This window comes from Bradyrhizobium sp. CFUWI, from assembly GCF_056429085.1.
On record NZ_JBWJZE010000015.1, the window covers coordinates 25,587 to 48,731 of the forward strand.

18 protein-coding genes and 1 pseudogene are annotated in these 23,145 nt (G+C 64.0%); 8 read left to right on the plus strand and 11 right to left on the minus strand.

Annotated features, from left to right (window positions below; all coding sequences use genetic code 11):
* Nucleotide 1 precedes the first annotated feature (1 nt).
* The 5 genes from AC066S_RS27815 to AC066S_RS27835 all read right to left on the minus strand — a co-directional run bounded on the left by AC066S_RS27815 (nt 2) and on the right by AC066S_RS27835 (nt 6,300).
* Nucleotides 2-454: a DoxX family protein gene (locus tag AC066S_RS27815; protein ID WP_478271113.1), complete on the minus strand. Its 453-nt coding sequence runs from the start codon at nt 452-454 to the stop codon at nt 2-4.
* A gap of 657 nt (nt 455-1,111) precedes the next feature.
* Nucleotides 1,112-1,801 (minus strand): hypothetical protein, encoded by a 690-nt coding sequence (locus AC066S_RS27820; RefSeq protein WP_478271114.1) that lies wholly within the window; start codon nt 1,799-1,801, stop codon nt 1,112-1,114.
* Between the two features lie 172 nt (nt 1,802-1,973).
* On the minus strand, nt 1,974-2,180 hold the full coding sequence (locus tag AC066S_RS27825; protein ID WP_478271115.1) for a hypothetical protein: 207 nt from the start codon (nt 2,178-2,180) through the stop codon (nt 1,974-1,976).
* A gap of 33 nt (nt 2,181-2,213) precedes the next feature.
* Entirely contained in the window at nt 2,214-3,191 is a 978-nt protein-coding gene (locus AC066S_RS27830; protein WP_478271116.1) for a toxin-antitoxin system HicB family antitoxin, read from the minus strand.
* Nucleotides 3,192-3,993: 802 nt separating this feature from the next.
* On the minus strand, nt 3,994-6,300 hold the full coding sequence (locus tag AC066S_RS27835) for an NADP-dependent malic enzyme (protein WP_126258415.1): 2,307 nt from the start codon (nt 6,298-6,300) through the stop codon (nt 3,994-3,996).
* Nucleotides 6,301-6,546: 246 nt separating this feature from the next.
* Here AC066S_RS27835 and AC066S_RS27840 point away from each other — a divergent pair, with 246 nt between their 5' ends.
* On the plus strand, nt 6,547-8,511 hold the full coding sequence (locus AC066S_RS27840) for a hypothetical protein (RefSeq protein ID WP_478271117.1): 1,965 nt from the start codon (nt 6,547-6,549) through the stop codon (nt 8,509-8,511).
* A gap of 162 nt (nt 8,512-8,673) precedes the next feature.
* Here AC066S_RS27840 and aspS read toward each other — a convergent pair whose 3' ends face one another.
* Nucleotides 8,674-10,446, minus strand: a complete 1,773-nt coding sequence (aspS, locus tag AC066S_RS27845) for an aspartate--tRNA ligase (RefSeq protein WP_135165346.1) — start codon at nt 10,444-10,446, stop codon at nt 8,674-8,676.
* A gap of 215 nt (nt 10,447-10,661) precedes the next feature.
* Here aspS and AC066S_RS27850 point away from each other — a divergent pair, with 215 nt between their 5' ends.
* The gene (locus AC066S_RS27850; RefSeq protein WP_478271118.1) at nt 10,662-12,134 is read left to right on the plus strand and encodes a protein adenylyltransferase SelO; all 1,473 of its coding nucleotides are present in this window, start codon (nt 10,662-10,664) and stop codon (nt 12,132-12,134) included.
* A gap of 115 nt (nt 12,135-12,249) precedes the next feature.
* On the opposite strand, the pseudogene AC066S_RS27855 reads toward AC066S_RS27850, so the two are convergent.
* A pseudogene (locus AC066S_RS27855) lies at nt 12,250-12,778 on the minus strand (REP-associated tyrosine transposase).
* A 187-nt stretch (nt 12,779-12,965) separates the two neighbouring features.
* Here AC066S_RS27855 and AC066S_RS27860 point away from each other — a divergent pair.
* Genes AC066S_RS27860 through AC066S_RS27875 form a run of 4 tightly spaced genes read left to right on the plus strand, consistent with a single transcriptional unit; the run spans nt 12,966 to nt 16,975 of the window.
* Nucleotides 12,966-13,814, plus strand: a complete 849-nt coding sequence (locus AC066S_RS27860) for a phosphodiesterase (RefSeq protein ID WP_478271119.1) — start codon at nt 12,966-12,968, stop codon at nt 13,812-13,814.
* Nucleotide 13,815: 1 nt separating this feature from the next.
* The gene (locus AC066S_RS27865; protein WP_478271120.1) at nt 13,816-14,766 is read left to right on the plus strand and encodes a carbohydrate ABC transporter permease; all 951 of its coding nucleotides are present in this window, start codon (nt 13,816-13,818) and stop codon (nt 14,764-14,766) included.
* Nucleotides 14,763-15,632 (plus strand): carbohydrate ABC transporter permease, encoded by an 870-nt coding sequence (locus tag AC066S_RS27870; protein WP_478271121.1) that lies wholly within the window; start codon nt 14,763-14,765, stop codon nt 15,630-15,632. The genes AC066S_RS27865 and AC066S_RS27870 overlap by 4 nt, the downstream gene beginning before the upstream one ends.
* Nucleotides 15,633-15,643: 11 nt before the next feature.
* A complete protein-coding gene (locus AC066S_RS27875) occupies nt 15,644-16,975 on the plus strand; it encodes an ABC transporter substrate-binding protein (protein ID WP_478271122.1) in 1,332 nt (443 codons plus the stop codon).
* Nucleotides 16,976-17,052: 77 nt separating this feature from the next.
* On the opposite strand, the gene AC066S_RS27880 is transcribed toward AC066S_RS27875, so the two are convergent.
* Nucleotides 17,053-18,042, minus strand: coding sequence for a zinc-dependent alcohol dehydrogenase family protein (locus AC066S_RS27880; RefSeq protein ID WP_478271123.1), 990 nt, complete (start codon nt 18,040-18,042; stop codon nt 17,053-17,055).
* 100 nt (nt 18,043-18,142) lie between these two features.
* Between AC066S_RS27880 and AC066S_RS27885 the strand changes: the two genes are divergently transcribed.
* Together AC066S_RS27885 and rnd are read left to right on the plus strand one after the other, a co-directional pair.
* Nucleotides 18,143-19,042: a LysR family transcriptional regulator gene (locus tag AC066S_RS27885; protein ID WP_478271124.1), complete on the plus strand. Its 900-nt coding sequence runs from the start codon at nt 18,143-18,145 to the stop codon at nt 19,040-19,042.
* A 347-nt stretch (nt 19,043-19,389) separates the two neighbouring features.
* Complete coding sequence (gene rnd, locus AC066S_RS27890; protein ID WP_126258427.1) at nt 19,390-20,538, plus strand: ribonuclease D; 1,149 nt, start codon at nt 19,390-19,392, stop codon at nt 20,536-20,538.
* A gap of 236 nt (nt 20,539-20,774) precedes the next feature.
* Here rnd and AC066S_RS27895 read toward each other — a convergent pair whose 3' ends face one another.
* The 3 genes from AC066S_RS27895 to AC066S_RS27905 form a co-directional block, all read right to left on the minus strand.
* A complete protein-coding gene (locus AC066S_RS27895; RefSeq protein WP_478271125.1) occupies nt 20,775-22,157 on the minus strand; it encodes an aspartate aminotransferase family protein in 1,383 nt (460 codons plus the stop codon).
* A 217-nt stretch (nt 22,158-22,374) separates the two neighbouring features.
* Nucleotides 22,375-22,545: a hypothetical protein gene (locus AC066S_RS27900; protein WP_164718707.1), complete on the minus strand. Its 171-nt coding sequence runs from the start codon at nt 22,543-22,545 to the stop codon at nt 22,375-22,377.
* Between the two features lie 30 nt (nt 22,546-22,575).
* Nucleotides 22,576-23,139, minus strand: coding sequence for an isochorismatase family protein (locus AC066S_RS27905; RefSeq protein ID WP_478271126.1), 564 nt, complete (start codon nt 23,137-23,139; stop codon nt 22,576-22,578).
* Nucleotides 23,140-23,145: the final 6 nt, after the last annotated feature.

Consider the following 23,145-nt stretch of genomic DNA (forward strand, 5'->3'; position numbering starts at 1 on the left):
CCTACACGTCCCCGTAGGCCGCCTCGGCCGGACGCGTCGTGCGGCCGTAGCCCATCAGCATGAACAATGCGCCGATGATCGACAGGTTCTTCAGCGCGTCGACCACCACCTTCGCATTGTCGGGCGCCGCCTGGTTCCAGAAGTCGTTGAACAGTACGGTCGCAACCGCGACGTAGATGATCATCAGCATCGCGAAGAACCGGGCGCCGAAATTCAGCGCGATCATCAGGCCTGCGATGATCTCGAGCCCGCCGATCGCGATCGCCAGCAGCTGCGGCGTGGTCATGGCGGCGACGGTCTCGATCTCCTTGGCGTAGGGCGCGACGATGTCGGGCACCACGACCTTGGTGGCGATGAAGTCGGCCGTCGCCTGGACGGCAAAGAGCTTGGTCGCGCCCGTGTAGATGAACAGCACGGCGAACAGAATTCGCCCGAAAGTCACGAACGCTGGCATGATCGGCCTCTTGGCAAGCTCAAAGCGCGGGAATGCTTGGCAGGATTATGGAGAGTCGTGCGCCGGTTTACAAACGGGGAAATGGAGAACTGCGAGGAATTCAAGGTTGGCGGCGGAGACGATTGGCACCCCCTAGCGGGTCGATCCACATCTTTCCCTTTAGACATTTCATGATTATGATTTAGCGTTCTTACTCTGCGAAACTGTAGAACGTTTTGCGGAAAGACGAGAGGCGATTTCGGCTTTTCGAGACCGGTCTCTTGTTGTGGCAAGGGCACCACCTACCTTGTTCTCGTAAGCTTTGTCTCGTCACCTGCCATTGTCGATGATGAATGGACACCCTCCGGCTCACGCGTCTCGCCCTTACGCGCGATATCGAGGGATGCCTTAAACCATTTGCCGTTCAGCCGAACATCGCCCAATACCGAACCATTCCAAAAGGCACACGGGTAACCCGAAAGAGCGCACAGGCAGCTTCGTCATGACCTGCGCTGACGACGGTCGTAAGCCCCGACGTCTCAACATCGACTCGAAAACCCTCTTGACCGCGATGCCCGAACGATAGAGCGGCGTTGCTTGGCGACAGAGGTCGTCGGGCGCGGCGCGGAGGTGCGACCGAAGTTTCCGAAGCGGTGAATGATGCGGTCTCAGGCCGCCTTATCGCCGGCGCGCCTTGCTGTGCTCCAGTTTCGCCACCTCGGCAATTATCTGCACCTGCTTCTGCTTCGTGCCGATAGGAGTGACAATCATCACATGTATCGCTGCTTTGTAGTGCAGGTGATACGAGAGCTCCCCGTCGACGCCACCATAATCGAGTTCAAGTTCGACGATGCCCGATGGGGGTCCTTCTCGGAGCGGAACTCCTAAGATCGACCCCAGATTGATAGATGCCAAACCGCCGAAGGCCGCCATGATGAATGTGTTTTGGTCATCGATAAGATGGCTAGCGAGCGCGCGACCAGCCAGCGTCGCACTGCATCGTTCCAGACGGTAGAAGACGGGCTGTTGACTATCGTTTCTGATATCTATCGCGAGAATGATGTTTTGAATTTCGGTCTCGCTTTTGTCGAGCACCACGCTACGCGCGCCCATGATCGGCACGGATATCCGCTTGAAAATCCCGATCATTTGTTGGATGCGCAAGTAGCAAAAGAAGCTCAGCATCCCGAAGGCAACAACGCCAGAGGAGTAATACAAACTTTTGGCAAGACCCAGCTGTGTGTAGCCGTAATGCTCCGTGATAGTGGCAAGAACGCCAATGGCCGCCAGTTGCCACGCTGCGGGCAGCAGCGTCCAAAGGAAATGAGCGATGCTGCCAATACCAGCCGCACGCTTAAAGTTGTCCATTACTCCCATGCTGCCCAGAGTAGCGCGCCGAACAAGCACTTGACGCAAGTCTCCGCATTTATCCACAGACTTCGGACCTCTGCGACGCGTCACGGTTTCTGCTTTGCCCAGTGCCGTCGCACCTGCTCGCGGGTCTTGGCGCGGCGCTCGTCATCAGTCAGCCGGGTGATCTTCAGTGCTGTTGCAGCCGGTCAATTTCCATGACATGCGACGCTGTTACGGAATAATCGACCTCCACCGCATCACCAGTCACACGCAAAAAAACGGGCCACGCCACCAGCGCTGGGGCGATGACGTGGAGGGCAGCATTACTGCACTGGTGCATCGGATGGCGAGAGCGCGGCCAATAGCTCTCGATGGTCACATTGGATTCAATCATCGGCCAAAGCCCGCGATGATCGTGGAGAAATGCTTACGCCTTGCGTCGCGGCGCTCCGGTCTCCTGATCCGGTGTCGACTGGCGCCGATTGCTTCGACGCAAAGCCTCCATCAAGTCGATGACATTGTCGCCGCGCGGCAATGACGACCTGGATTGCTTCTCTACAACCTTCCTGCGCTTTTTCGGTGCGGCCTTCAGTTTGGCGGGATCGAACGTTGCTGTTTTAGCCATCACGATATGCGTCGCAAGATCGAGCATGTCCTCCGTGATCTTCACATCTGCAATTGACTGGAACAGCTCACTTGGATCACGGACCTGATCTGCGTTGCGAAGTAAGGTCGCAACCATGCCGACCCGGCGAGGTTCAAGCGCGAGAGTGTGTTCGCCGAGAGAGGCTATCGCGATGAGCTTGGTCGCTGCCATTACTTCGCGGATCACCGCGTACGCATCGTGACCGACTACACCTTGCGGAACGAGATAGTACGAGGCAGCGCAATATTCGCGTTCAATCTCGTTCGACTTCACGAAACCTCCGATCTCGATGGTGACATCACCATCGGGTTCTAGATGACGCTCATCCTCGGTCACAGGATGCAGCCGGACCGGGCATGTCACGAGTGCAAGGCGTAGAAACCCCTCAAAGGGAGAGACCAGGCGCTCGGCATCTGGCGGGGCGACCGGCACTGCCGGGCTCAGTTTTTCTTCCAATGCAGCAGTTACATAGGAATTAAGGGTCAATTCCTCGCGCGCTGCCGCGAATGCAGCCTGCCGATGCAGCTCGGGTGGGACGCGGACATTGAAAAGCCCTTTGAACGGGCGCGCAGGTTCCTTGCCGACTTCAGCGCAGGTCGCGAGATAGTCGTCAACGAGTTCCCCGAACGCGTCCTCCACATCGGCAGCGCTTTCGACCTCCGTCGTGATTAGATCATCGATGTGAAGGACGCGGATGACAAGCTTGCCATCCTCGAACTCAACCGCCCCTTGATAGTCGCGATAGCGGACTGTGCTCATAGCAGACCCATGTCTTCCAGTTGTTTTTGCAGGCGGCGAACCATCGATGGCCGCATCTCCCCGTCGTGCGGCTCATCAAGCCATATCATCGCCTTCGTGGTTCGATGCATGAACTTCCGCCTGCTCCCTCCGGTTTTTCCAGCTCTGAGTTGATCGAACCCCATGGTTACGATCACTCGCTTAAAATCGGAATATCGGAACGTTCCCCGGCAACACCCAAATGAGTGCTTCAGCTTGTCCGTTTGCGACATGCTCCATCCGCTTTGTAACTGAATATCAGTTACACTAATTGGCAGCGGAGTTCAACTCCGCCGGTGTGAGTGCGGCGTCTTCGCGTATCCCGTCCAGCCGGGTACCAGCGGCCATCCCGGCGACCCGCTTGGCTGCCGTTCGGCCCGCGCAAGGGCGCGCTGGGCCGGCCGAACGCCGCCGAGCCCGGGCGGCGAGGTTGTCGAGGTCGATCAGGTCCACGTCGGTGGCCGGGCGGTGAAGTCGGGGGGTCACCATGTCGGCGGCCCTTCGGGCGCCTCGTGAGCCCATCGAAAGGGGCCCCTTTTCTTGGTGCGCTAGTTTTCGAAAACGGCGTTACTAATACTACGTGGGCTGGCGGCGATACGGCAGGGCTTCAGCGTTTCCAACTCGAAATATTCCCCGTTACGCGACCTTTGATGGAGACAGATCCCAACAGGAAGCGCGGCGCATCGCTGATCTCTGTCGACGGCATCCGGCTCACGCTCTGGAGATGCTCAGTCATCGCTAGCTCCCCGCGGCCCGCGCGTGACGAGTTCGCGGAAGCCCGCCCCTACGTGAACAACGTCGGCTGCCGGGCCGCCCGCTCCTGGGCTTCGACCACGGCGACCGCCGTCATGTTCAGGATGCCGCGCGCCGTCACCGACGGGGTGAGGATGTGTGCGGGGCGCGCCGGGCCGACCAGGATCGGGCCGACGGGCAGCGCGTCCGCCAGCGACTTGATCATCTGATAGGCGACGTTGGCGGTGTCCAGCGTCGGCATGATCAGGATGTTGGCTTCGCCCTCCAGCTTGGAATGCGGCAGCACCATCTTTCGCGCGGCAGCGGAGAGCGCGGTATCGCCCTGCATCTCGCCGTCGGCCTCGATCTCGGGATGCTTGTCCTTTAACAGCTGGGTCGCCAGCCGCATCTTGCGCGAGGAATCGGTGTCGTAGCTGCCGAAATCCGAATGCGAGACGAAGGCGATCTTCGGCTTGATGTTGAAGCGTTGGACATGCACCGCGGCGAGCGATGCGATCTCGGCCAGCTCCTCCGCGCTCGGATTGGGGCGCACCTGCGTGTCGGCGATGAAGAAGGCGCCCTTGGTCGTGATCAGCAGCGCCAGCGCCGCGTAGTCGCTGATGCCGGGACAGAAGCCGACGATCTCGCGGACGTGGCGCAGATGGCTCATGTAGCGGCCCTCGACGCCGCACAGCATGGCGTCCGCCTCGCCGCGCGTGACCGCGAGCGCGGCGATCACCGTGTTGTTGGTGCGCACCACGGTGCGGGCCGCATCCGGCGTCACGCCGCGGCGGCCGGCGACCTCGACATAGGACTGCACGTAGGAACGGTAGCGCGGATCGTCCTCGGGATTGACGAGGTCGAAATCCTTGCCGGCGCGGATCGAGAGGCCGAAGCGCTTGATGCGCGCCTCCACGACCGAAGGACGGCCGACCAGGATCGGCCGCGCCAGGTTCTCCTCCAGCACCACCTGCGTGGCGCGGAGCACGCGCTCGTCCTCGCCTTCGGCGTAGATCACGCGCACCGGCTGGGTCTTGGCCTTGGCGAACATCGGCTTCATGACGAGGCCGGAGCGGAAGGCGAAGCGCATGAGCTGCGCGGCATAGTCGTCGAAATTGGTAATGGGACGCGTCGCGACGCCCGACTCCATCGCCGCCTTCGCAACCGCCGGCGCCACGCGCAGGATCAGCCGCGGATCGAATGGGCTCGGGATGAGCGAGCCCGGACCGAAACCGCCCGCCTCGTTGGTCTCGACCCCCAGCGCCACCGCATCCGAGGGCGCCTCGCGTGCGAGCTGCGCGATGGCTTCGACCGCGGCGTGCTTCATCTCCTCGTTGATCGCGGTGGCGCCGACGTCGAGCGCACCGCGGAAGATGAAGGGAAAGCAGAGAACGTTGTTGACCTGGTTCGGATAATCGGAGCGCCCGGTGCAGATCATGGCGTCGGGCCGCGCTTTCCGCGCCTCCTCCGGCATGATCTCCGGCGTGGGATTGGCGAGCGCCATGATCAACGGCTTGTCCGCCATCGCTTTCGCCATCTCCGGCGTCAGCACGCCCGGTGCCGAGAGACCGATGAAGATGTCGGCGCCGCCGATGACGTCGCCGAGCGTGCGCTTGTCGGTCTTCTGCGCATAGACCGCCTTCCAGCGGTCCATCGTGGTATTGCGGCCCTCGTGCACGAGGCCGTCGATGTCGCAGACCCAGATGTTCTTGCGCTGCGCGCCCATCGACACCAGAAGATTGAGCGTCGCGAGCGCCGCGGCCCCTGCCCCGGACGCCACGATCTTGACGTCGGACAGCTTCTTGCCGTTCAGCCTGAGGCCATTGGTGATGGCAGCCGCGACGATGATGGCGGTGCCGTGCTGGTCGTCGTGGAAGACCGGGATCTTCATGCGCTCCTTCAAGCGCGTCTCGATCTCGAAGCACTCGGGTCCGCGGATGTCCTCCAGATTGATGCCGCCGAAGGTCGGCTCGAGCGCCGCCACGGTCTCGACCACGCGGTCGATGGTGTCGGCGGCAATCTCGATGTCGAACACGTCGATGCCGGCGAACTTCTTGAACAGGACCGCCTTGCCCTCCATGACGGGCTTGGAGGCCAGCGGGCCGATATTGCCGAGGCCAAGCACGGCGGTACCGTTCGAGACCACCGCGACCAGGTTGGCGCGGGTGGTGAGCGTGGCCGCCTCGGCCGGGTTCTTGGCGATCTCGGTGCAGGCCGCGGCGACGCCCGGCGAATAGGCCAGCGCGAGGTCGCGCTGGTTGGCAAGCGGCTTGGTCGCCTGGATCTCGAGCTTGCCGGGGCGCGGCAGACGATGGTAGGCGAGCGCCGCCTGGTGGAGATCATCGGAATAGGACGACATGCGTTGTCTCGCCTTGCGTTACCGGCCTCAAAATGCGCGATCCGGAGCCGCTGTCCAAGCGAGCCGAATTTCCGGATCATGGAAACGGGATGAAGCACGCCGGCCGCCCCGGTGGCAACATCCGATTGCGCGCCCATCAACAGGGCGCGCAGTCAAATGTTTGAAAACCATAGCTTTCCCTGGACCGCGCGGCGTTTCGCGAATATGGCAGGTTGCGCGGTGCGAAACGAGCAACTGGAGCTGGGAATGAAGCGAATCCTGATCGGCCTGATCGTGGCAGCCGCGCTCGGCGCAGGCGGGTGGCTCGGCTTCAATCTCTATGTCCAGCACCGGGCGACCAGCGAGGTCGAGACGGCCTTCGAGCGGCTTCGCGCTGGTGGCAGCAAAGCCAGCCACGGCAAGATCACGTTCGCGCTCGCGACCCGGACGCTGACGATCGAGGACATTGCGGTCGAGCCTGCCCAGCCGCAGTTCGCCACCTTCAAGGTCGCCAAGATCACGGCCGTCGGTGTGCGCCAGCCGGACGAGGCCCGTTTCTCGGCCGACAGCATCGAGGCATCGGGGGTCGAGCTCGGCTTCACATCCACCGAGCGGATAACCGTGAAGGCGAACTACAAGATCCCGCAGATCAGCGCGCGAGATTTTTCCGGCCCGACCCGCGCAGACGGCACGCCGGTGGCCGGCTCGATCATCGATATGTACCGCTTCATCCTCGCGCAATACGGGACGATCTCGGCGTCGGAGATCGCGGTGCCGACCCTCGCGGTCAACGTCGATGCGGGCAGGAATGCCGGCAGCGGTGATTATGTCTATTCAGGTCTATCGGTCCAGAACGTCAACCGGGGCAAGATCGAAACGGCGAAGATGGACCGCGTTACCTATACGATCGACCTGGCGCAGCCGGGCAAGCCCGCGAAGATGACCGGCGAAATGTCCGGTCTGGCCATCTACGATTTCGACGCAACCGCTGTGAGGGCCGCGCTCGATCAGCAAGGATCGAACGACGATAATTTTCACAGGATCTATCGGCGCATCTCGGTCAACTCCTATGTCGTGACGGCGGCGCCCGGCATGCGCATGCAGGTGGACGGCTTCACCTTCGACGACATTGCCATCCGGCCCTCGAAATTCCGGCCGGCCGAGATCATCGCGCTGGTGCCGGCTGACGGCGCGATCCCAACGCCGGCGCAGTCGCGCGACATGATCGCGAGAGTGGCTGACTTCTTCGAAGGCTTCCAGATCGGCAAGGTCGAAATCGGCAAGCAGACGGTCGAGACGCCGCAAGGAACGGGGCGGCTCAGCGCCGTCAAATACGATCAGGACAAGGTCGCGCTGGAAGGCCTCGACATGCCGCTGCCGCAGGGGCAGCTCAAGATCGAGCGCTTCGCGCTGAAGTCCTTCAGCGCGGCGAATCTGATGCGCTGGGCGGCGAGCCTCCAGACGTCCGGACAGCCGCCCTCGCCGGATCAAATGCTCGGCCTGTTCCGCGTGCTCGAAGGCGCCGAGATCAAGGGCGTGGTCGCGCCCTACAAGAATACGCGGCAGCTATTCACCGTCGACACGATCAGCCTGAACTGGGGCCAGCTGGTCGGCTCGATCCCGAGCAGGGCCAATCTGGTCGTCAAGATGGTCACGCCGACCGATCCGGCCAATCCGGCGCTGCAGCCGCTGACCATGGCCGGCATCGACAAGCTCGCGATCGACCTCGATCTCGGCGCCGGATGGACGGAATCGACAGGCGCATTTGCGCTTGCGCCCGCCACCATCGATCTCGGCAGCCTCGCCAGGGCACAGGCCCGCCTCGCGCTCGCCAACGTGCCGCGCGGCCTGTTCACCACCGACCCGGTGCAGGCGATGGGCCAGGCGGCGCAGGTCGAGACCGGTGCGTTCGAGCTCTCGCTGCGCGACAGCGGCGTGGTCGATCTGATCGTGGCGCAGTTCGCGCGCATGCAGAATGTCAGCCGCGACACCGCGCGCAGCGCCATCGTCGAGATGATCCGGGCGCAGGGCGAGAAGATCGCGGGGTCCAGCGTCGATGCCAGGGGCGCGGTGGCTGCGCTCGCCGGCTTCGTCGAGACGTCAGGACAGACGCTGACCCTCAAGCTCACGCCCCGCGCCAAGGTGCCGCTGATGCAATTGATGCAGCTGATCCAGACCGCCCCGGACAGCGCGCTGGCGCAGTTCAGGATTGAGGCATCGACGGGGCTGTAGGAGGCGAGTGAGGAGCGCACGCCTTTACCGCCGTCATGGCCGGGCTTGTCCCGGCCATCCACGTTCTTTCACGCAGCTGAAAAGACGTGGATGCCCGGGACAAGCCCGGGCATGACGAAATTGGAGCGGCTGGCTCGCGCCTTAGGAGCAGCGCCCCACGCTTCACTTCTGCGGCAGGTTCACCCTCACGTGCAGCTCGCGCAGCTGCTTGGTGGTGGCTTCCGACGGGGCGCCCATCAAGAGGTCCATGGCCTGCTGGTTCATCGGGAACAGCGAGATCTCGCGCAGATTCGTGGTGCCGCAGAGCAGCATCACGATGCGGTCGACGCCCGCCGCCATGCCGCCATGCGGCGGCGCGCCGTACTGGAAGGCGCGGTACATGCCGCCGAAGCGGTCGACCACTTCCTGCTCGCCGTAACCTGCGATCTCGAACGCCTTCACCATCGCTTCCGGCACGTGGTTGCGGATGCCGCCCGAGGCGATCTCGTAGCCGTTGCAGGTGATGTCGTACTGGAACGCCTTGATGGTCAGAGGATCCTGGCCCTTCAGCGCCTCGAGGCCGCCCTGCGGCATCGAGAACGGGTTGTGCGAAAAGTCGACCTTCTTGTCGTCCTCGTTGTACTCGTACATCGGGAAGTCGACGATCCAGGCGAGCTCGAACCGCTCCTTGTCGGTGAGGTTCAACTCCTCGCCGACCTTGTTGCGGGCGAGCCCTGAGAACTTCCAGAACTTGTCGGGATCGCCGGCGACGAAGAAGGCGGCATCGCCTTCCTTGGTACCGAGCTGCGCGCGGATCGCGGCGGTGCGCTCGGGACCGATGTTGTTGGCGAGCGGACCTGCACCCTCGCCGCCCTCGCGCCACATGATGTAGCCGAGGCCGGGCTGGCCCTCGCCTTGCGCCCACGAATTCATGCGGTCGCAGAACGCACGGCTGCCGCCGCCAGGAGCCGGGATCGCCCAGACCTGGTTCTTGGGATCCTCGAGCATGCGCGCGAACACCTTGAAGCCGCTGCCGCGGAAGTGTTCGGAGACATCCTGCATCTCGATGGGGTTGCGCAGGTCCGGCTTGTCGCTGCCGTATTTGCGCAAGGCTTCGGCGAACGGAATCCGGCGCCAGCCCTTGGTGACCGGCTTGCCCTTCGCGAACTCCTCGAACACGCCGGTGATGACGGGCTCCATCGCGGCGAAGACGTCCTCCTGAGTGACGAAGCTCATCTCGACGTCGAGCTGGTAGAATTCGCCCGGCAGACGGTCGGCGCGCGGGTCTTCATCGCGGAAGCAGGGCGCGATCTGGAAGTAGCGGTCGAAGCCGCTCATCATGAGCAGCTGCTTGTATTGCTGCGGCGCCTGCGGCAACGCGTAGAACTTGCCGGGATGAATGCGCGACGGGACGAGGAAGTCGCGCGCGCCTTCCGGCGAGGACGCGGTCAGGATCGGGGTGTTGAACTCGAAGAAGCCCTGCCCCTCCATGCGACGGCGCATCGACTTGATGATCTCGATGCGCGTCATGATGTTCTGGTGCAGCTTCTCGCGGCGCAGGTCGAGGAAGCGATACTTCAGCCGGATGTCTTCGGGATATTCCTGGTCGCCGAACACCGGCAGCGGCAGGTCGCCGGCCGGGCCCAGCACCTCGATCTCGCTGACATAGACCTCGACCTTGCCGGTGGGCAGGTCGTCATTGTCTGTGCCCTCGGGGCGGCGGCGGGCCTTGCCGTCCATCCGCACCACGAATTCCGAGCGCAGCTTCTCGGCCAGCGAGAACGCCGGCGAGTCCGGATCGACCACGCACTGGGTCAGGCCGTAATGGTCGCGCAGGTCGATGAACAGCACGCCGCCATGGTCGCGGACGCGATGGACCCAGCCCGACAGGCGGACCGTCTCGCCGATGTTGCTCTCGCGGAGCGCGCCGCATGTGTGTGACCGGTAGCGATGCATGGTCGTCCCAAAATCAATGTCTGAAGGATAGCGAATCGAACCGCCTGTCATGGCCGGTCCGAGATTGCGGCAGGGTTTACCCGACGAGGCCCAAGGCGGCAACCAAGGGAACGCCCTGTTTTGGACCCGGAGGGCCCATTTTTGGCTTATCAGAGGCCAAGCCTTTTCAGAGGCCAAGCCTTTGCCGACAGGCGTTCCAGCCCTATCTTGAGCCCATGACGATGCATTTCCCCTTCCAGAACTCCTATGCGGCGCTGCCGGACAGCTTCTTTGCCCGCGTCGCGCCGACCCCGGTCGCCGCCCCCCGGCTGATCAAGCTGAACCGGCCGCTGGCGGTCCAGCTCGGGCTCGATCCTGACCTGCTGGAGACGCCGGAAGGCGCGGCGATCCTGGCCGGCAAGACGGTTCCCGAAGGCGCCGATCCCATCGCCATGGCCTATGCCGGGCACCAGTTCGGGCATTTCGTGCCTCAGCTCGGCGACGGCCGCGCCATCCTGCTCGGCGAGGTCATCGACAGGGAGGGCGTCCGCCGCGATATCCAGCTCAAGGGCTCCGGCCCCACCCCGTTCTCCCGGCGCGGCGACGGCCGCGCGGCGCTCGGGCCGGTTCTGCGCGAGTACATCGTCAGCGAGGCGATGTTCGCGTTGGGCATTCCGACCACGCGCTCGCTCGCCGCCGTCGTCACCGGCGAGCACGTCATTCGCGAGACGGCGCTGCCCGGCGCGGTGCTGACGCGCGTCGCCTCCAGCCACATCCGCGTCGGCACCTTCCAGTTCTTTGCCGTCCGCCGCGACACCGAGGCCATTCGCCGGCTCGCCGATCACGTCATCATCAGGCATTACCCGGAGCTGCGCGACGCCGAGCGGCCGTATCACGCGCTGCTCGCCGCCGTCGTCGCGCGCCAGGCCGAGCTCATCGCGCGCTGGCTGCTGGTCGGCTTCATCCACGGCGTGATGAACACCGACAACAGCTCGATCTCCGGCGAGACCATCGACTACGGCCCCTGCGCCTTCATGGACGCCTACAATCCCGCGCAGGTGTTTTCCTCGATCGACGAGATGGGCCGCTACGCCTATGCCAACCAGCCGCGCATCGCACTTTGGAATCTGACGCGCCTCGCCGAATGCCTGCTGCCGCTGTTCTCGGACGAGCAGGAAAAGGCGGTCGCGGAGGCCCAGGACATTCTCGGCGCCTTCTCGGACCAGTTCAGCGCCGCCTATCAGGCCGGCCTGCGCAGGAAGGTCGGCCTGTTCGCGATGCGTGACGACGACGAGGCCCTGATCCAGGACCTGCTCGATGCCATGGCCAAGAACCAGGCCGACTTCACCCTCACCTTCCGCAAGCTCGGCGATGCCGCGGCCGATGATGGCGCCGACGTGCGCGCCCAGTTCATGGAGCCCGCCGCTTTCGACGAATGGGCCGGCCGCTGGCGCGCGCGCATCGCGCTGGAGCCGCAGAGCGCAGCCGAGCGGCAGGCCGCCATGCACGCCGTCAATCCCATGTTCATCCCGCGCAACCACCGCGTCGAAGCCGTGATCCAGGCCGCCGTGAACGACGACGATTACACACCGTTCGAGGAACTGGTGAAGGTGCTGGCGAGGCCGTTCGAGGACCAGCCGGACTACGCCGCCTACGCCGATCCGCCGCTGCCGGACCAGCGGGTATTGCAGACGTTCTGCGGGACGTGAGGCGAGTTCGGTGTGTAGGGTGGATTAGCCGAAGGCGTAATCCACCACATCTCCCGATGGCCGCAAGAGAGTTGGCCCGCGCTCCGCTCGCCCGTTCTGCAAGCTGGCGCGGTCATCAGGATCTCTCCCCGAACTCACCTTCAATCTTCGCGTCCCCACCCCAATCCTCCGGAAGCAATCCGGCGCGGACATCGCGGTGAAACGAAGAGTACGGCCAGTCGCACACCTTCGAGACGTGCCCGTGCTTGACGGGATTGTAATAGCAGTATTCGAAGTGGCGAGCGTAATCGTTCTCGTCGCGAATGAGATGCTCCCAGAATCGGCGCTGCCAGATGCCGCGCTCGTTCCGCGCGGCACGGACGGCGCTCAGTCGCTCATTGGCCGGGAGCGCCTTGGCAAAGCGCGTCTTGATCAGGCGCCAACGCATGGAAAAATCGGCATCGCCCGGCGGCAGTTGCTAAATCGCGTGCAGATGATCAGGCAGAACCAGCATCGATGGTGAACGGATGGCTTCGGCGCGTAGCTGCGACCGCCTCTCGTAAGACTTCGATCTGATCGGTCAGCAGGGCCTTCCGCCGATCCAGCAGGTTCATAGTGAAGAACCAGCAGCCTCCGGGGACGAACGCGCGGCGGTAGTCGGACATTTGCCTCCAATAGCACAACTTGAAGTTGGCTCACAGTGGTGGATTACGCCTTCGGCTAATCCACCCTACGCAGCGGCGATTGTGGACCCCGGAACCGCTGTCATCAAACTGAAACACACCCGCACTAACCGCCTGTCAGGGTCGTCTTGCCGGAGACGTCCATCCTCCAACGGTCCCGACAAGCGCCATGCCCTTCAAATTCATCCACCTCACCGACACGCATCTCGCGAACCCCGGGATGAAGCTGTACGGCCTCGACCCGCGCGCCCGGCTGGACGCCGCCATCGCCGACATCAACCAGCACCAGCCCGACGCCGCCTTTGCGGTGGTGACCGGCGATCTCACCCATTGGGGCGAGGCTGAATCCTACGCCAATTTCGCCGAGGCGATGGCTGCGCTGAAGATCCCGTACATCGCCATGGTCGGCAATCACGACCGGCGCGTCACCTGCCTCGACGCGCTGAAAGCCGCGCCGCGCGATGCCAACGGCTTCGTGCAGGGCACGCGCACCACCGAGCACGGCCTGTTCGTCTTCCTCGACACGCTGGACGAGACCAGCCACGCCGGCGAGATGTGCGAAAGGCGCCTCGGCTGGCTTGCGAGCACGCTTGCGGCCGCGCCTGCCGAGCAGGAGTTCGTCGTCTTCATGCATCATCCGCCCTTCCCGATCGGCGTCCACGCGATGGACGAGATCGGGCTGAAGCAGAGCACCGAATTCGGCGAAATCATCGCACCCTACCGCGCGCGCATCCGGCACCTGTTCTTCGGCCACGTGCACCGGCCGATCTTCGGCAGTTTTGGCAAGATCCCGTTCTCGACGCTGCGCGGCACCAACCACCAGGTCTGGTTCGAGCTCAATGCGGGCGCCCCGCACCTCGCCAGCCACGAGCCCCCCGCCTATGGCGTGGTGCTGATCGACGACGAGAACGTCGTCGTGCACAGCCACGACTTCCTCGACGAAAGTCTGCGCTTCCCATTCGAGCCGCCGGCGGGAGTCGACGGCCGCGACTATGCGCTCAACTTCGCGGCACGGTGAGATGAGCCTCGCTGAACCCGCGGCTCTCCCGGTCGCGACCTCGGCGGCACCGCGCCTCGATGTCCTGAAGCGCCTCATCACCCGCTTCAAAGCCTCGCTGCCGGCCTACCTGCTGCTGCTGCCCTCGCTGGTCTTCCTCGCGCTGTTCACCTATGGCGCGATGGGACGCGTGCTCGTCGATGCGCTCTATCAGCGCGCCACGCCCAAGGCGCCGCTGCGTTTCGTCGGCCTCGACAATATCAGCGCGGTTCTGACCGACCCCGCCTTCACCGGCGCGGTCGTCAACAACCTCATCTACGCCGTGGGAACGGCGATCCCGAGCATCGCGCTCGCGCTGCTGTTCGCGCTGGCGCTGGCGCGCACCAACGTCGTGAGCAGCGCGCTGCGCGCCGCGCTGTTCCTGCCGGTGCTGATCCCGATGGTCGCGGCCTCCGCGCTGTTCATGTTCATCTTCCTGCCCAACGTCGGCCTGCTCGACTACTATATCGGCCGCCTGCTTCCGGTGCTGCCGAACTGGCTCGGCGATTCCGACGTCGCGCTCTATGCGATCATGGTCATCACGATCTGGAAGAATGCCGGCTATTACATGCTGTTCTTCCTCGCCGGTCTCCAGGCCGTGCCCGAGGACGTGATGGAGGCCGCCCATCTCGACGGCGCGGGCCCATATCAGCGCCTGCGCCACATCATCCTGCCGGAGCTCAAGCCAACCTTCCTGTTCGTCACCGTCATCGCGATCCTCAACGCGGTGACGCAGGTCGACCACGTCTTCGTCATGACCCAGGGCGGACCGTCGAACTCGACCAATCTCGTGCTGTTCTACATCTACCAGCAGGCGGTCGAGCATTACGATATCGGCAAGGCCTCGGCCGCGACGCTGCTGACGCTCGCCGCGCTGATGGGCCTCACCGCGCTCTCCTTCCGCACCATGGCGAACCGCGAGGGCGGGCCATGAAGCTGTTCGATCGCCTGTTCGGAGACGCTCCGCTCGCCACAAGGGGCGAGATCACGCCCAAGCTCGGCTTCCTGCTGACCGTGCTGCTCGCAATCGTCTGGCTCATCCCGTTTCTGTGGATGGTCGTGGCGACGCTGCGCCCGGCCTCCGACGGCATCAACGCCATGGCCGAGCTGATGCCGAGCCTGAAGCCGACGCTCGACAACGTCAGGGATGCCTGGGAGATCGGCGATTTCCCGCGCTACACGCTCAACACCACGATCATCTGCGCCGGCATCCTGCTGGTGCAGTTCGTCACGATCACGCTCGCGGGCTTTGCCTTTGCGCGCTTGAAGTTCGTCGGCAAGACGCTGATCTTCTACCTGTTCCTGATGCAGCTGATGCTGGTGCCGGTGCTGCTGATCGTGCCGAACCTGTCGCTGGTGGCGCAGCTTGGACTCTACGACACGCTCACCGGCGTGATGATGCCGTTCTTCGCCTCCGCCTTCGGCACCTTCCTGATGCGCCAGGCTTTCGAGGCGATTCCGACCGAGCTGGAAGACGCAGCCCTGATCGACGGCGCCAGCCTGCTCCAGCGCATCCGCCACATCTACGTGCCGCTGTCGATGCCGAGCTTCTCGGCCTTCGCCATCATCTCGGTGACCAGCCATTGGAACGACTTCCTGTGGCCGCTGATGGTGATCAACTCGCCCGACAAGCGGCCGCTCACGGTGGGCCTGTCGGTCTTCACCAAGACCGCCGAAGGCACGCAGGCCTGGGGCACCATTGCCGCCGGCACGCTGATGGTGATCGGCCCGCTGCTCGTCACCTTCCTGATCTTCCAGAAGCGATTCATCAGCTCTTTCGTCACCTCAGGCATCAAATAGGAGATTCTTCGATGCTGTTTTCCCGCAGGCTTGCACTCGGCCTCGCCATGATAGGCACCATGGCCGGTGCGCTCGCTTTCCCGGCCTTCGCCGAAGGCCCGACCGAGATCGACTTGTTCTTCCCCGTCCCCGTCGACGGCAAGCTCGCCCGCGACATGGGCACCTTGATCAAGGAGTTCAACGAGACCCACCCGGGCGTCAAGGCGACCGCGGTCTACACCGGCTCCTATGACGACACGCTGATCAAGACGCGCGCCGCGATCAAGGCCGGCAAGCCGCCGTCCGCGGTGATCATGTCGGCCAACTTCCTGCTCGACATGCAGATCGAGAACGAGCTCACCAATCTCGATGCGCTGATCAAGGCCGACGGCACCACCAAGGAGCAGTTCCTCGGCCAGTTCTTCCCGGCCCTGCACGGCAACGCGGTGATCAACCGCTCGGTCTACGGCGTGCCGTTCCACAATTCGACGCCGCTGCTCTACATCAATGCCGACAAGGCCAAGGAGGCGGGCCTCGATCCGAGCAAGCCGCCGCAGACCTGGGCCGAGCTCACCGACTGGGCCAAGAAGCTGACCAAACGCGAGGGCGACAAGGTGACCCAATGGGGCATCGCGATCCCCTGCGCCTACGATTATTGCGGCTGGATGATGGAAACGCTCACCATGAGCAATGGCGGGCGCTACTACAACGAGGAGTTCGGCGGCGAGGTCTACTACGACACGCCCTCGATGCTGGGCGCGCTCTCCTGGTGGAACGACCTCGTCACCAAGCACAAGGTCCACCCGCCCGGCGCGACGCCCGGCCCTGCCGTCAGCACGTCCTTCATCTCCGGCAATGCCGCGATGATCATGCTGTCGACGGGCTCGCTCACTTACGTGCGTGACAACGCCAAGTTCGCCTACAAGGTCGCCTTCATCCCGCGCAACGTCCGCAACGCCGTGCCGATCGGCGGCGCCTCGCTGATCGTTCCGGCCGGTCTCGAAGCCGAGAAGCAGAAGGCCGCCTGGACGCTGATCAAGTGGATGACCTCGCCCGAGAAGAGCGCCTGGTGGAGCCGCGCCACCGGCTATTTCGCGCCCAACATGGCGGCGTACAAGACGCCTGACATGGTCGACTTCCTGAACAAGAACCCCGACGCCAAGACCGCCGTCGAGCAGCTCGACGTCGCAAAGCCGTGGTTTGCGACTTACAAGACCGTGCCCGTCCGCAAGAACCTCGAGGACGAAGTGATGCTGGTCCTCAACGGCAAGAAGCAGCCGAAGGAGGCCCTCGCCGCCGCGCAGAAGGCCGCCGACGAGACGCTGAAGCCGTACAATGCGGAGACGTCTCTGAAGCTGCCGTAAGGCGGCCAACATCTGCAAACGATCATCGGCGCTCCGTCATGCGGGGCGCCGAATGCTTTCGTTGGGATGGCGCGAGCTCAGATCGTCACCACGATCTTGCCGAATTGCTCGTTCGACTCCAGGAAGCGATGCGCCTCGACGATCTCGTCGAACCGGAACGTCCTCGCGATAACAGGCTTCAGCGTACAGTCCGCCAAGCCATCGAGAACGAACGCCTTGGCCCGCGCAAGGCGCGGAGGATCGCTGATGATCTCGTGTACCAGATAGCCGCGCAACGTTAGGCTCTTCGTCAGGACGCTGAACAGCGGAAACGGCGTCGGAGCGGGGCTGAGCCCGCCATATTCGATTAGGATACCACCCGACGACATCGCCGCGGTCAGCGGCTCGAACGCGGGACCGCCGACCGCATCGAATACCACGCGGACACCAGTTGAGCCTGCGATCCGCTCAAGTCGCAATCGGATGTCCTCTTCGTCCGAGGCGATGACATGGGCGGCGCCGGCATCGTGCAAAGCGCAACGCTTGGCCGAGGTGCGCGTCAGGGCAACCGGGATAGCGCCAACCCGGTTCGCGATCTGGATGGCGGCAAGCCCGACACTGCTCGATGCCGCCGTGATGGCGACTACGTCTCCGCGCCGAAGTCCGGCGATGTCGACCAGAGCGCCGTAGGCTGTCAGAAATTGCATCCACACGGCAGCCGCCGCCTCGAAGCCAAGCTCCGGCGGATGCTTCACGACGAGTTCGGCGGGAAATGTCGCGATCTCGGCATAGGCCGGCCATCGCACCATCGACATCGGCGGCACGATGCTCACGGCGTCGCCCGGCGCAAATCCGGCCACGCCTTCACCGATGGCCTCGACAAGCCCGGCCGCCTCCAGACCGAGACCCGACGGGAATTTCGCGGTCTCGATATAGGTGCCTCGCCGCAACAGCGCTTCCGCACGGTTGAGGCCGAGCGCCTTGACCCGGATCTGAACCTCGCCCTTTGCCGGCGCTGGAACCTCGACAGTCTCGAGGTGCAGCACCGCGGGGCCGCCATGTTGATGAAAGCGAACGACGCGTGCCATGAGACACTCCAACAGTTGAACTGAATGGAGCTATGCCGCCCCTGGAGAAGCGGATAAATCGCCGAAACGGGCGAACAGTCGAAACCAGGAGTTTGCAATCGTGGACCGCCTCACCAGCATGGCCGTGTTCGTTCGGGCGGTCGATCTCGGCTCCTTCGCGGCCGCGGCCGATGCCCTGGAAATGTCGAGCCCGATGGTCGGCAAGCATGTGCGCTTCCTCGAAGAGCGGCTTGGCGTCCGCCTCCTCAACCGCACCACGCGCCGCCAGAGCCTGACCGAGGCTGGGCAAGCCTATTACGAGCGCTGTCGCGTGGTACTGCTCGAAGCGGACGCCGCCGATGCCGTCGTTGCCGACGAATTGTCCGAGCCGCGCGGCAGGCTGCGCGTGACCATGCCGGCCCTGCTAGGCCGGCACTGCATCGCTCCCTTGCTGATGAAGCTCGCGCGAAAACATCCGCGGCTCGAACTCGACCTCTCCTTCGGCGATCCGATCGCCGACATCATCGAGGCCGGCTACGACCTTGCGATCCGGACCGGCGATCTCGACGACCAGTCCGGCTTGACCGCACGCCGCATCGCAAGCCAGCGCATGGTGGTGTGCGGCGCGCGCTCGTACTTGCGGGCAAGCGGCAAGCCGAAATCGATCGACGATCTCACCGCGCATCAGGCGATCATCTATCGCCGCTCGGGGCACGTCCGTCCGTGGCTGTTTCCACAAGGCGGCGGGTCCGTGCGCGAGATCATGCCGTCCGGCCGGCTACGGCTCGACGATCTCGAGGCGATTGCCGATGCCGCCACGCAGGGCATGGGGCTCGCCTGGCTGCCGTACTGGCTGGTCCGCGAGCGCCTCGCCACCGGCGCGCTGATCAGTCTCCTCAGCGGCCATCCGGAATTCCTCTACGAATGCCACGCGCTCTGGCCGCGCTCACCCCACTTGCCGCCAAAGGTCCGAGTGGCCGTGGATACCTTGGCCGCAGCCCTGCCGAAGCTGATGACATAAAGGACGGCCCCATTAACCCCCCGTCCACCATCCGGCCCGCCCCGCCGCCGGTAACCATTGGAATTAACAGACCCTCAACACACCCCCGACAAATCTATCAATGTTTCTGGAGATTTCGCCGTGGATCTGTTGGTTTTCGAGTTCCTGGGGTTGGCGCTGGTCGCCATGTGCGTGATCGTGGTGGCGCTGCCCTGCGCCCGCAAATCCTCGCACCGGGTCCGCTACGAATAGGAATTTCGTCGGAAAAAGCGATTCCGGCCCCAATGCAAGGCTCGAATTCGCATCGAGCCCCTTGACATCACAGCGCTTTCGGCAGAACGGCTGATATCAAGTGTCATGGGCCGTTCATGGATTTGATTACCACCACCGCTGACCTCGCGGCTGCCTGCAGCCGGCTGGCCAAGCACCCCGTCATAACCGTCGATACCGAGTTCCTGCGCGAGACCACCTACTACCCGCTGCTGTGCGTGGTGCAGATGGCCAGCGCCGAGGAAGCCATCGTCATCGACACCCTGGCCGCTGGCATCGACCTCAAGCCGTTCTTCGAGCTGATGGCCAACGAGAGCGTGCTGAAGGTATTCCACGCCGCCCGTCAGGATATCGAGATCATCTGGCACCAAGCCAACATCATCCCGCACCCGGTGTTCGACACCCAGGTCGCCGCGATGGTGCTCGGTTACGGCGACAGCATCGCCTACGACGCCCTGGTCGAGAAGGTCACCGGCCACCGGCCGGACAAGACCCACCGCTTCACCGACTGGTCGCGCCGGCCGCTGACCAAAGAGCAGATGCATTACGCGGTGTCCGACGTTACGCATTTGCGCGACGTGTTCGCCGCGCTCGATGCCGACCTCAAGAAGCGCCGCCGCAGCGAATGGGTCTCCATCGAGATGGAGGTCCTCACCTCCCCCAGAACCTACGACTTCCATCCCGAACGCGCCTGGGAGCGGCTGAAGACCCGCGTGCGCAAGCCGAAGGATCTCGCGGTGCTGATGGAGGTCGCGGCCTGGCGGGAGCAGGAGGCGCAGAGCCGCGACGTGCCGCGCGGCCGCGTGCTGCGCGACGAGGCGATCTCGGACATCGCGACCCACGCGCCGACCACGCTGGAGAAGCTCGCCAACCTGCGCTCGGTGCCGAAAGGGTTCGAGAAGTCCAAATGGGGCGCGGACATCGTCGCCGCCGTCGAGCGCGGGCTCAAGCGGGATCCTGCGACGCTGCCGAAGCTCGAGAAGCCACGCAACAATTCCAACGGCGCCGCCATCGTCGAGCTGTTGAAGGTGCTGCTGCGCATGACCGCCGAGCGCCACGCGGTCGCCAGCAAGGTGATCGCGACGGTCGACGATCTCGAGGAGATTGCGGCCGACGACGAGGCAGACGTGCCCGCCTTGCGCGGCTGGCGCCGCGAATTGTTCGGCGATGCCGCGCTCAAGCTGAAGCGCGGCGAGCTGGCGCTGGCGATCGAGAAGGGTCGCGTGATCGGGGTGCAGCGGGCGTAACATCGCTGCCAATTGCCAACCGCGCAGCGCCCCGCTGCGGCAGTCGGGCCGTCGCCCTTCGAGGCTCGCCGAAGAGGCGAGCACCTCAGGGTGACGGGGGATGGATTGGAGCTCGCTGTCTCCACCCCGTCATTGCGAGGAGCTCTTGCGACGAAGCAATCCAGAGTTTTTCCGCACAGGCAGTCTGGATTGCTTCGCTTCGCTCGCAATGACGGAATTCGACGCGACAGTATGGCTTACGCCGGCGTCAGCTTGGCCACTTCCGCCTTCATGTCGTCCAGCACGCCCGAAATCGCGGCGACCAGATCGTCGATGTGGGACTTGTTGACGATCAGCGGCGGGCAAATGGCGATGGCGTCCAGCATGTTACGCGAGATCACGCCGCGCTCCTGGAGGATGCGGCTGGCGATGCCGCCGACCGCGCCCGGCGTTGCCGCGGCCGTCTTGCGGCCCTTGTCGAGCACGAGCTCGATCGCTGCAATCATGCCGACGCCGCGAACCTCGCCGACCAGCGGATGACTGGCGAGCTCGCGCAGGCGGCCCTGCATGTAAGCGCCGAGCTCGGCCGCATGCGCGACCAGGCCGCGTTCCTCGATGATCTTGAGGTTCTCCAGCGCAATCGCCGAGCCGACCGGATGGCCGCCGGCGGTAAAACCATGGCCGAGCACGCCGATCTTGTTGCTCTCGTCCGCGATCGGCTCGAACATGCGCTCGTTCAGCATGATCGCCGACAGCGGGAAATAGCTCGACGTGATCTGCTTGGAGACCACGATCGCATCCGGCTTGATGCCGTAGGTCTCGCAACCGAACATCTTGCCGGTGCGGCCGAAGCCGCAGATCACCTCGTCGGCGACCAAGAGGATGTCGTACTTCTTCAGGACCGCCTGGATCTTGTCCCAATAGGTCGCCGGCGGCACGATGACGCCGCCCGCCCCCATTACCGGCTCGCCGAAGAACGCCGCGATCGTATCGGGCCCCTCCTTCTGGATCAGCGCGTCGAGCTCCTCGGCCCGGCGCGTCGCAAACGCCTCCTCGCTCTCGCCGGCGGCGCCGTCCTTGTAGAAATGCGGCGAACCCGTGTGCAGAATGTTCGGCAGCGGCAGGTCGAACGAGCGGTGATTGTTCGGCAGCCCCGTGAGGCTGGCGGAGGCGATGGTGACGCCGTGATAGGCGCGCATCCGGCTGATCACCTTCTTGCGCTGCGGCTGGCCGAGCGCGTTGGAGCGATAGGCGATCAGCTTCAACACGGTGTCGTTGGCTTCCGAGCCGGAATTGGTGAAGAACACCTTGCTCATCGCAACCGGCGCAAGCGCGACCAGCTTCTCGGCGAGGTCGATCGAGGGCCCGTGCGATTTGGCGGAGAAGGTGTGATAGAACGGCAGCGCCTGCATCTGCTTGTGCGCCGCCTCGACCAGCCGCTTCTCGTTGAAGCCGAGCCCGACGCTCCACAGGCCGGCCATCGCCTCGAAATAGCGCTTGCCCGACGCGTCGAAGACGTAAGGACCATCACCGCGTTCGATCACCAGGGGACCGGCCTGCTGATGCGTGCGCGCATTGGTGTAGGGATGGAGCTGGTAGGCCACATCCCGGGCCTCTTGCGAATTGGGCAGCATGGACATTTGCGAAGATCCTTGAAAGCGTCACGTCGCAGGCATAGCCGGCGTCATCACTCGATGATCAAGTCCCTTGGCTATTGCGACAGCGCAGAACTTGCAACGCCAATTTGCCGGCAGCAAGCGCTCAGCAGCGTTGCACAAAGCCGCAAATGACAAAGCAGCCCATCACGGAACGGCACATCGCAGAACCGCACGTCAGAAACTGTTGGCGAGGCAGCTCTCACGCCGCGTCGTCGTCATGCCCGTCGTCGGCGCCGGCTGCGGCTTCCCTCACTTCCACCAGCGCCATCGACAGCAGATAGACCGTCGTCGGCAGACCAAGCCTGCGTGCCTTCTCGGCGGCATGCGACAGGTCGCTGGCCAGCTCCTTGAGCTCGTCTCCCCGTGACAATCTCTCACCCCATCCGCCGGTCGCGGCCGCCTACACCGCAACGACGCCGCTGGTTCTGATCAGTTCGGCGCTGGACTGGATTGTAGCAAAGTTCCCGATGACATTCACTACCGCATGCTTATAGGCGACGGCATCGCCAGTGCCCGGCTGGCGGCAAGCCACGGCGTCAGCGACCACCTGGTAGCGATGGCTGCGGTGAAACCCTTCGGCGGCGGTGGCCAGGATCGTCTCGTCCAGGGAAAACCCGACCAGAATGCAGCGCACATTGCGGATATTGGACATGTAGTCCACAAACCGCGACGAGCTGTAGGCGGAGGGCAGCGGATGCTCGAACGTCAGTTCCCCCGGCCGCGGCTTCATCTCCGCGATCCAATCGGTCAGCCTGGATGCCGGATTGAACCAGGCGGCCTGCGCGATGCGCTTCAGGTGCATCACCGGCCACAGATTGCCGCGCCACAGCGTCACGAGTTCCAGGCAGCGCGCCATGGCGGCGTCGCCGTCGAGAATGACGTGGCGGCGCCCTGGCGTCAGATATTCGATCTGCAGATCCGCGCAGACCAGGATCGGCGGATCGTCATGGATGGAAGCCAGCATTGTCTT

Bases quoted from the DNA above. Each gene is read 5' to 3' on its own strand.
- AC066S_RS27815 (WP_478271113.1), bottom strand. From the start codon at position 454: ATGCCAGCGTTCGTGACTTTCGGGCGAATTCTGTTCGCCGTGCTGTTC.
- AC066S_RS27820 (WP_478271114.1), bottom strand. From the start codon at position 1,801: ATGGACAACTTTAAGCGTGCGGCTGGTATTGGCAGCATCGCTCATTTC.
- AC066S_RS27825 (WP_478271115.1), bottom strand. From the start codon at position 2,180: ATGATTGAATCCAATGTGACCATCGAGAGCTATTGGCCGCGCTCTCGC.
- AC066S_RS27830 (WP_478271116.1), bottom strand. From the start codon at position 3,191: ATGAGCACAGTCCGCTATCGCGACTATCAAGGGGCGGTTGAGTTCGAG.
- AC066S_RS27835 (WP_126258415.1), bottom strand. From the start codon at position 6,300: ATGTCGTCCTATTCCGATGATCTCCACCAGGCGGCGCTCGCCTACCAT.
- AC066S_RS27840 (WP_478271117.1), top strand. From the start codon at position 6,547: ATGAAGCGAATCCTGATCGGCCTGATCGTGGCAGCCGCGCTCGGCGCA.
- aspS (WP_135165346.1), bottom strand. From the start codon at position 10,446: ATGCATCGCTACCGGTCACACACATGCGGCGCGCTCCGCGAGAGCAAC.
- AC066S_RS27850 (WP_478271118.1), top strand. From the start codon at position 10,662: ATGACGATGCATTTCCCCTTCCAGAACTCCTATGCGGCGCTGCCGGAC.
- AC066S_RS27860 (WP_478271119.1), top strand. From the start codon at position 12,966: ATGCCCTTCAAATTCATCCACCTCACCGACACGCATCTCGCGAACCCC.
- AC066S_RS27865 (WP_478271120.1), top strand. From the start codon at position 13,816: ATGAGCCTCGCTGAACCCGCGGCTCTCCCGGTCGCGACCTCGGCGGCA.
- AC066S_RS27870 (WP_478271121.1), top strand. From the start codon at position 14,763: ATGAAGCTGTTCGATCGCCTGTTCGGAGACGCTCCGCTCGCCACAAGG.
- AC066S_RS27875 (WP_478271122.1), top strand. From the start codon at position 15,644: ATGCTGTTTTCCCGCAGGCTTGCACTCGGCCTCGCCATGATAGGCACC.
- AC066S_RS27880 (WP_478271123.1), bottom strand. From the start codon at position 18,042: ATGGCACGCGTCGTTCGCTTTCATCAACATGGCGGCCCCGCGGTGCTG.
- rnd (WP_126258427.1), top strand. From the start codon at position 19,390: ATGGATTTGATTACCACCACCGCTGACCTCGCGGCTGCCTGCAGCCGG.
- AC066S_RS27895 (WP_478271125.1), bottom strand. From the start codon at position 22,157: ATGTCCATGCTGCCCAATTCGCAAGAGGCCCGGGATGTGGCCTACCAG.
- AC066S_RS27905 (WP_478271126.1), bottom strand. From the start codon at position 23,139: ATGCTGGCTTCCATCCATGACGATCCGCCGATCCTGGTCTGCGCGGAT.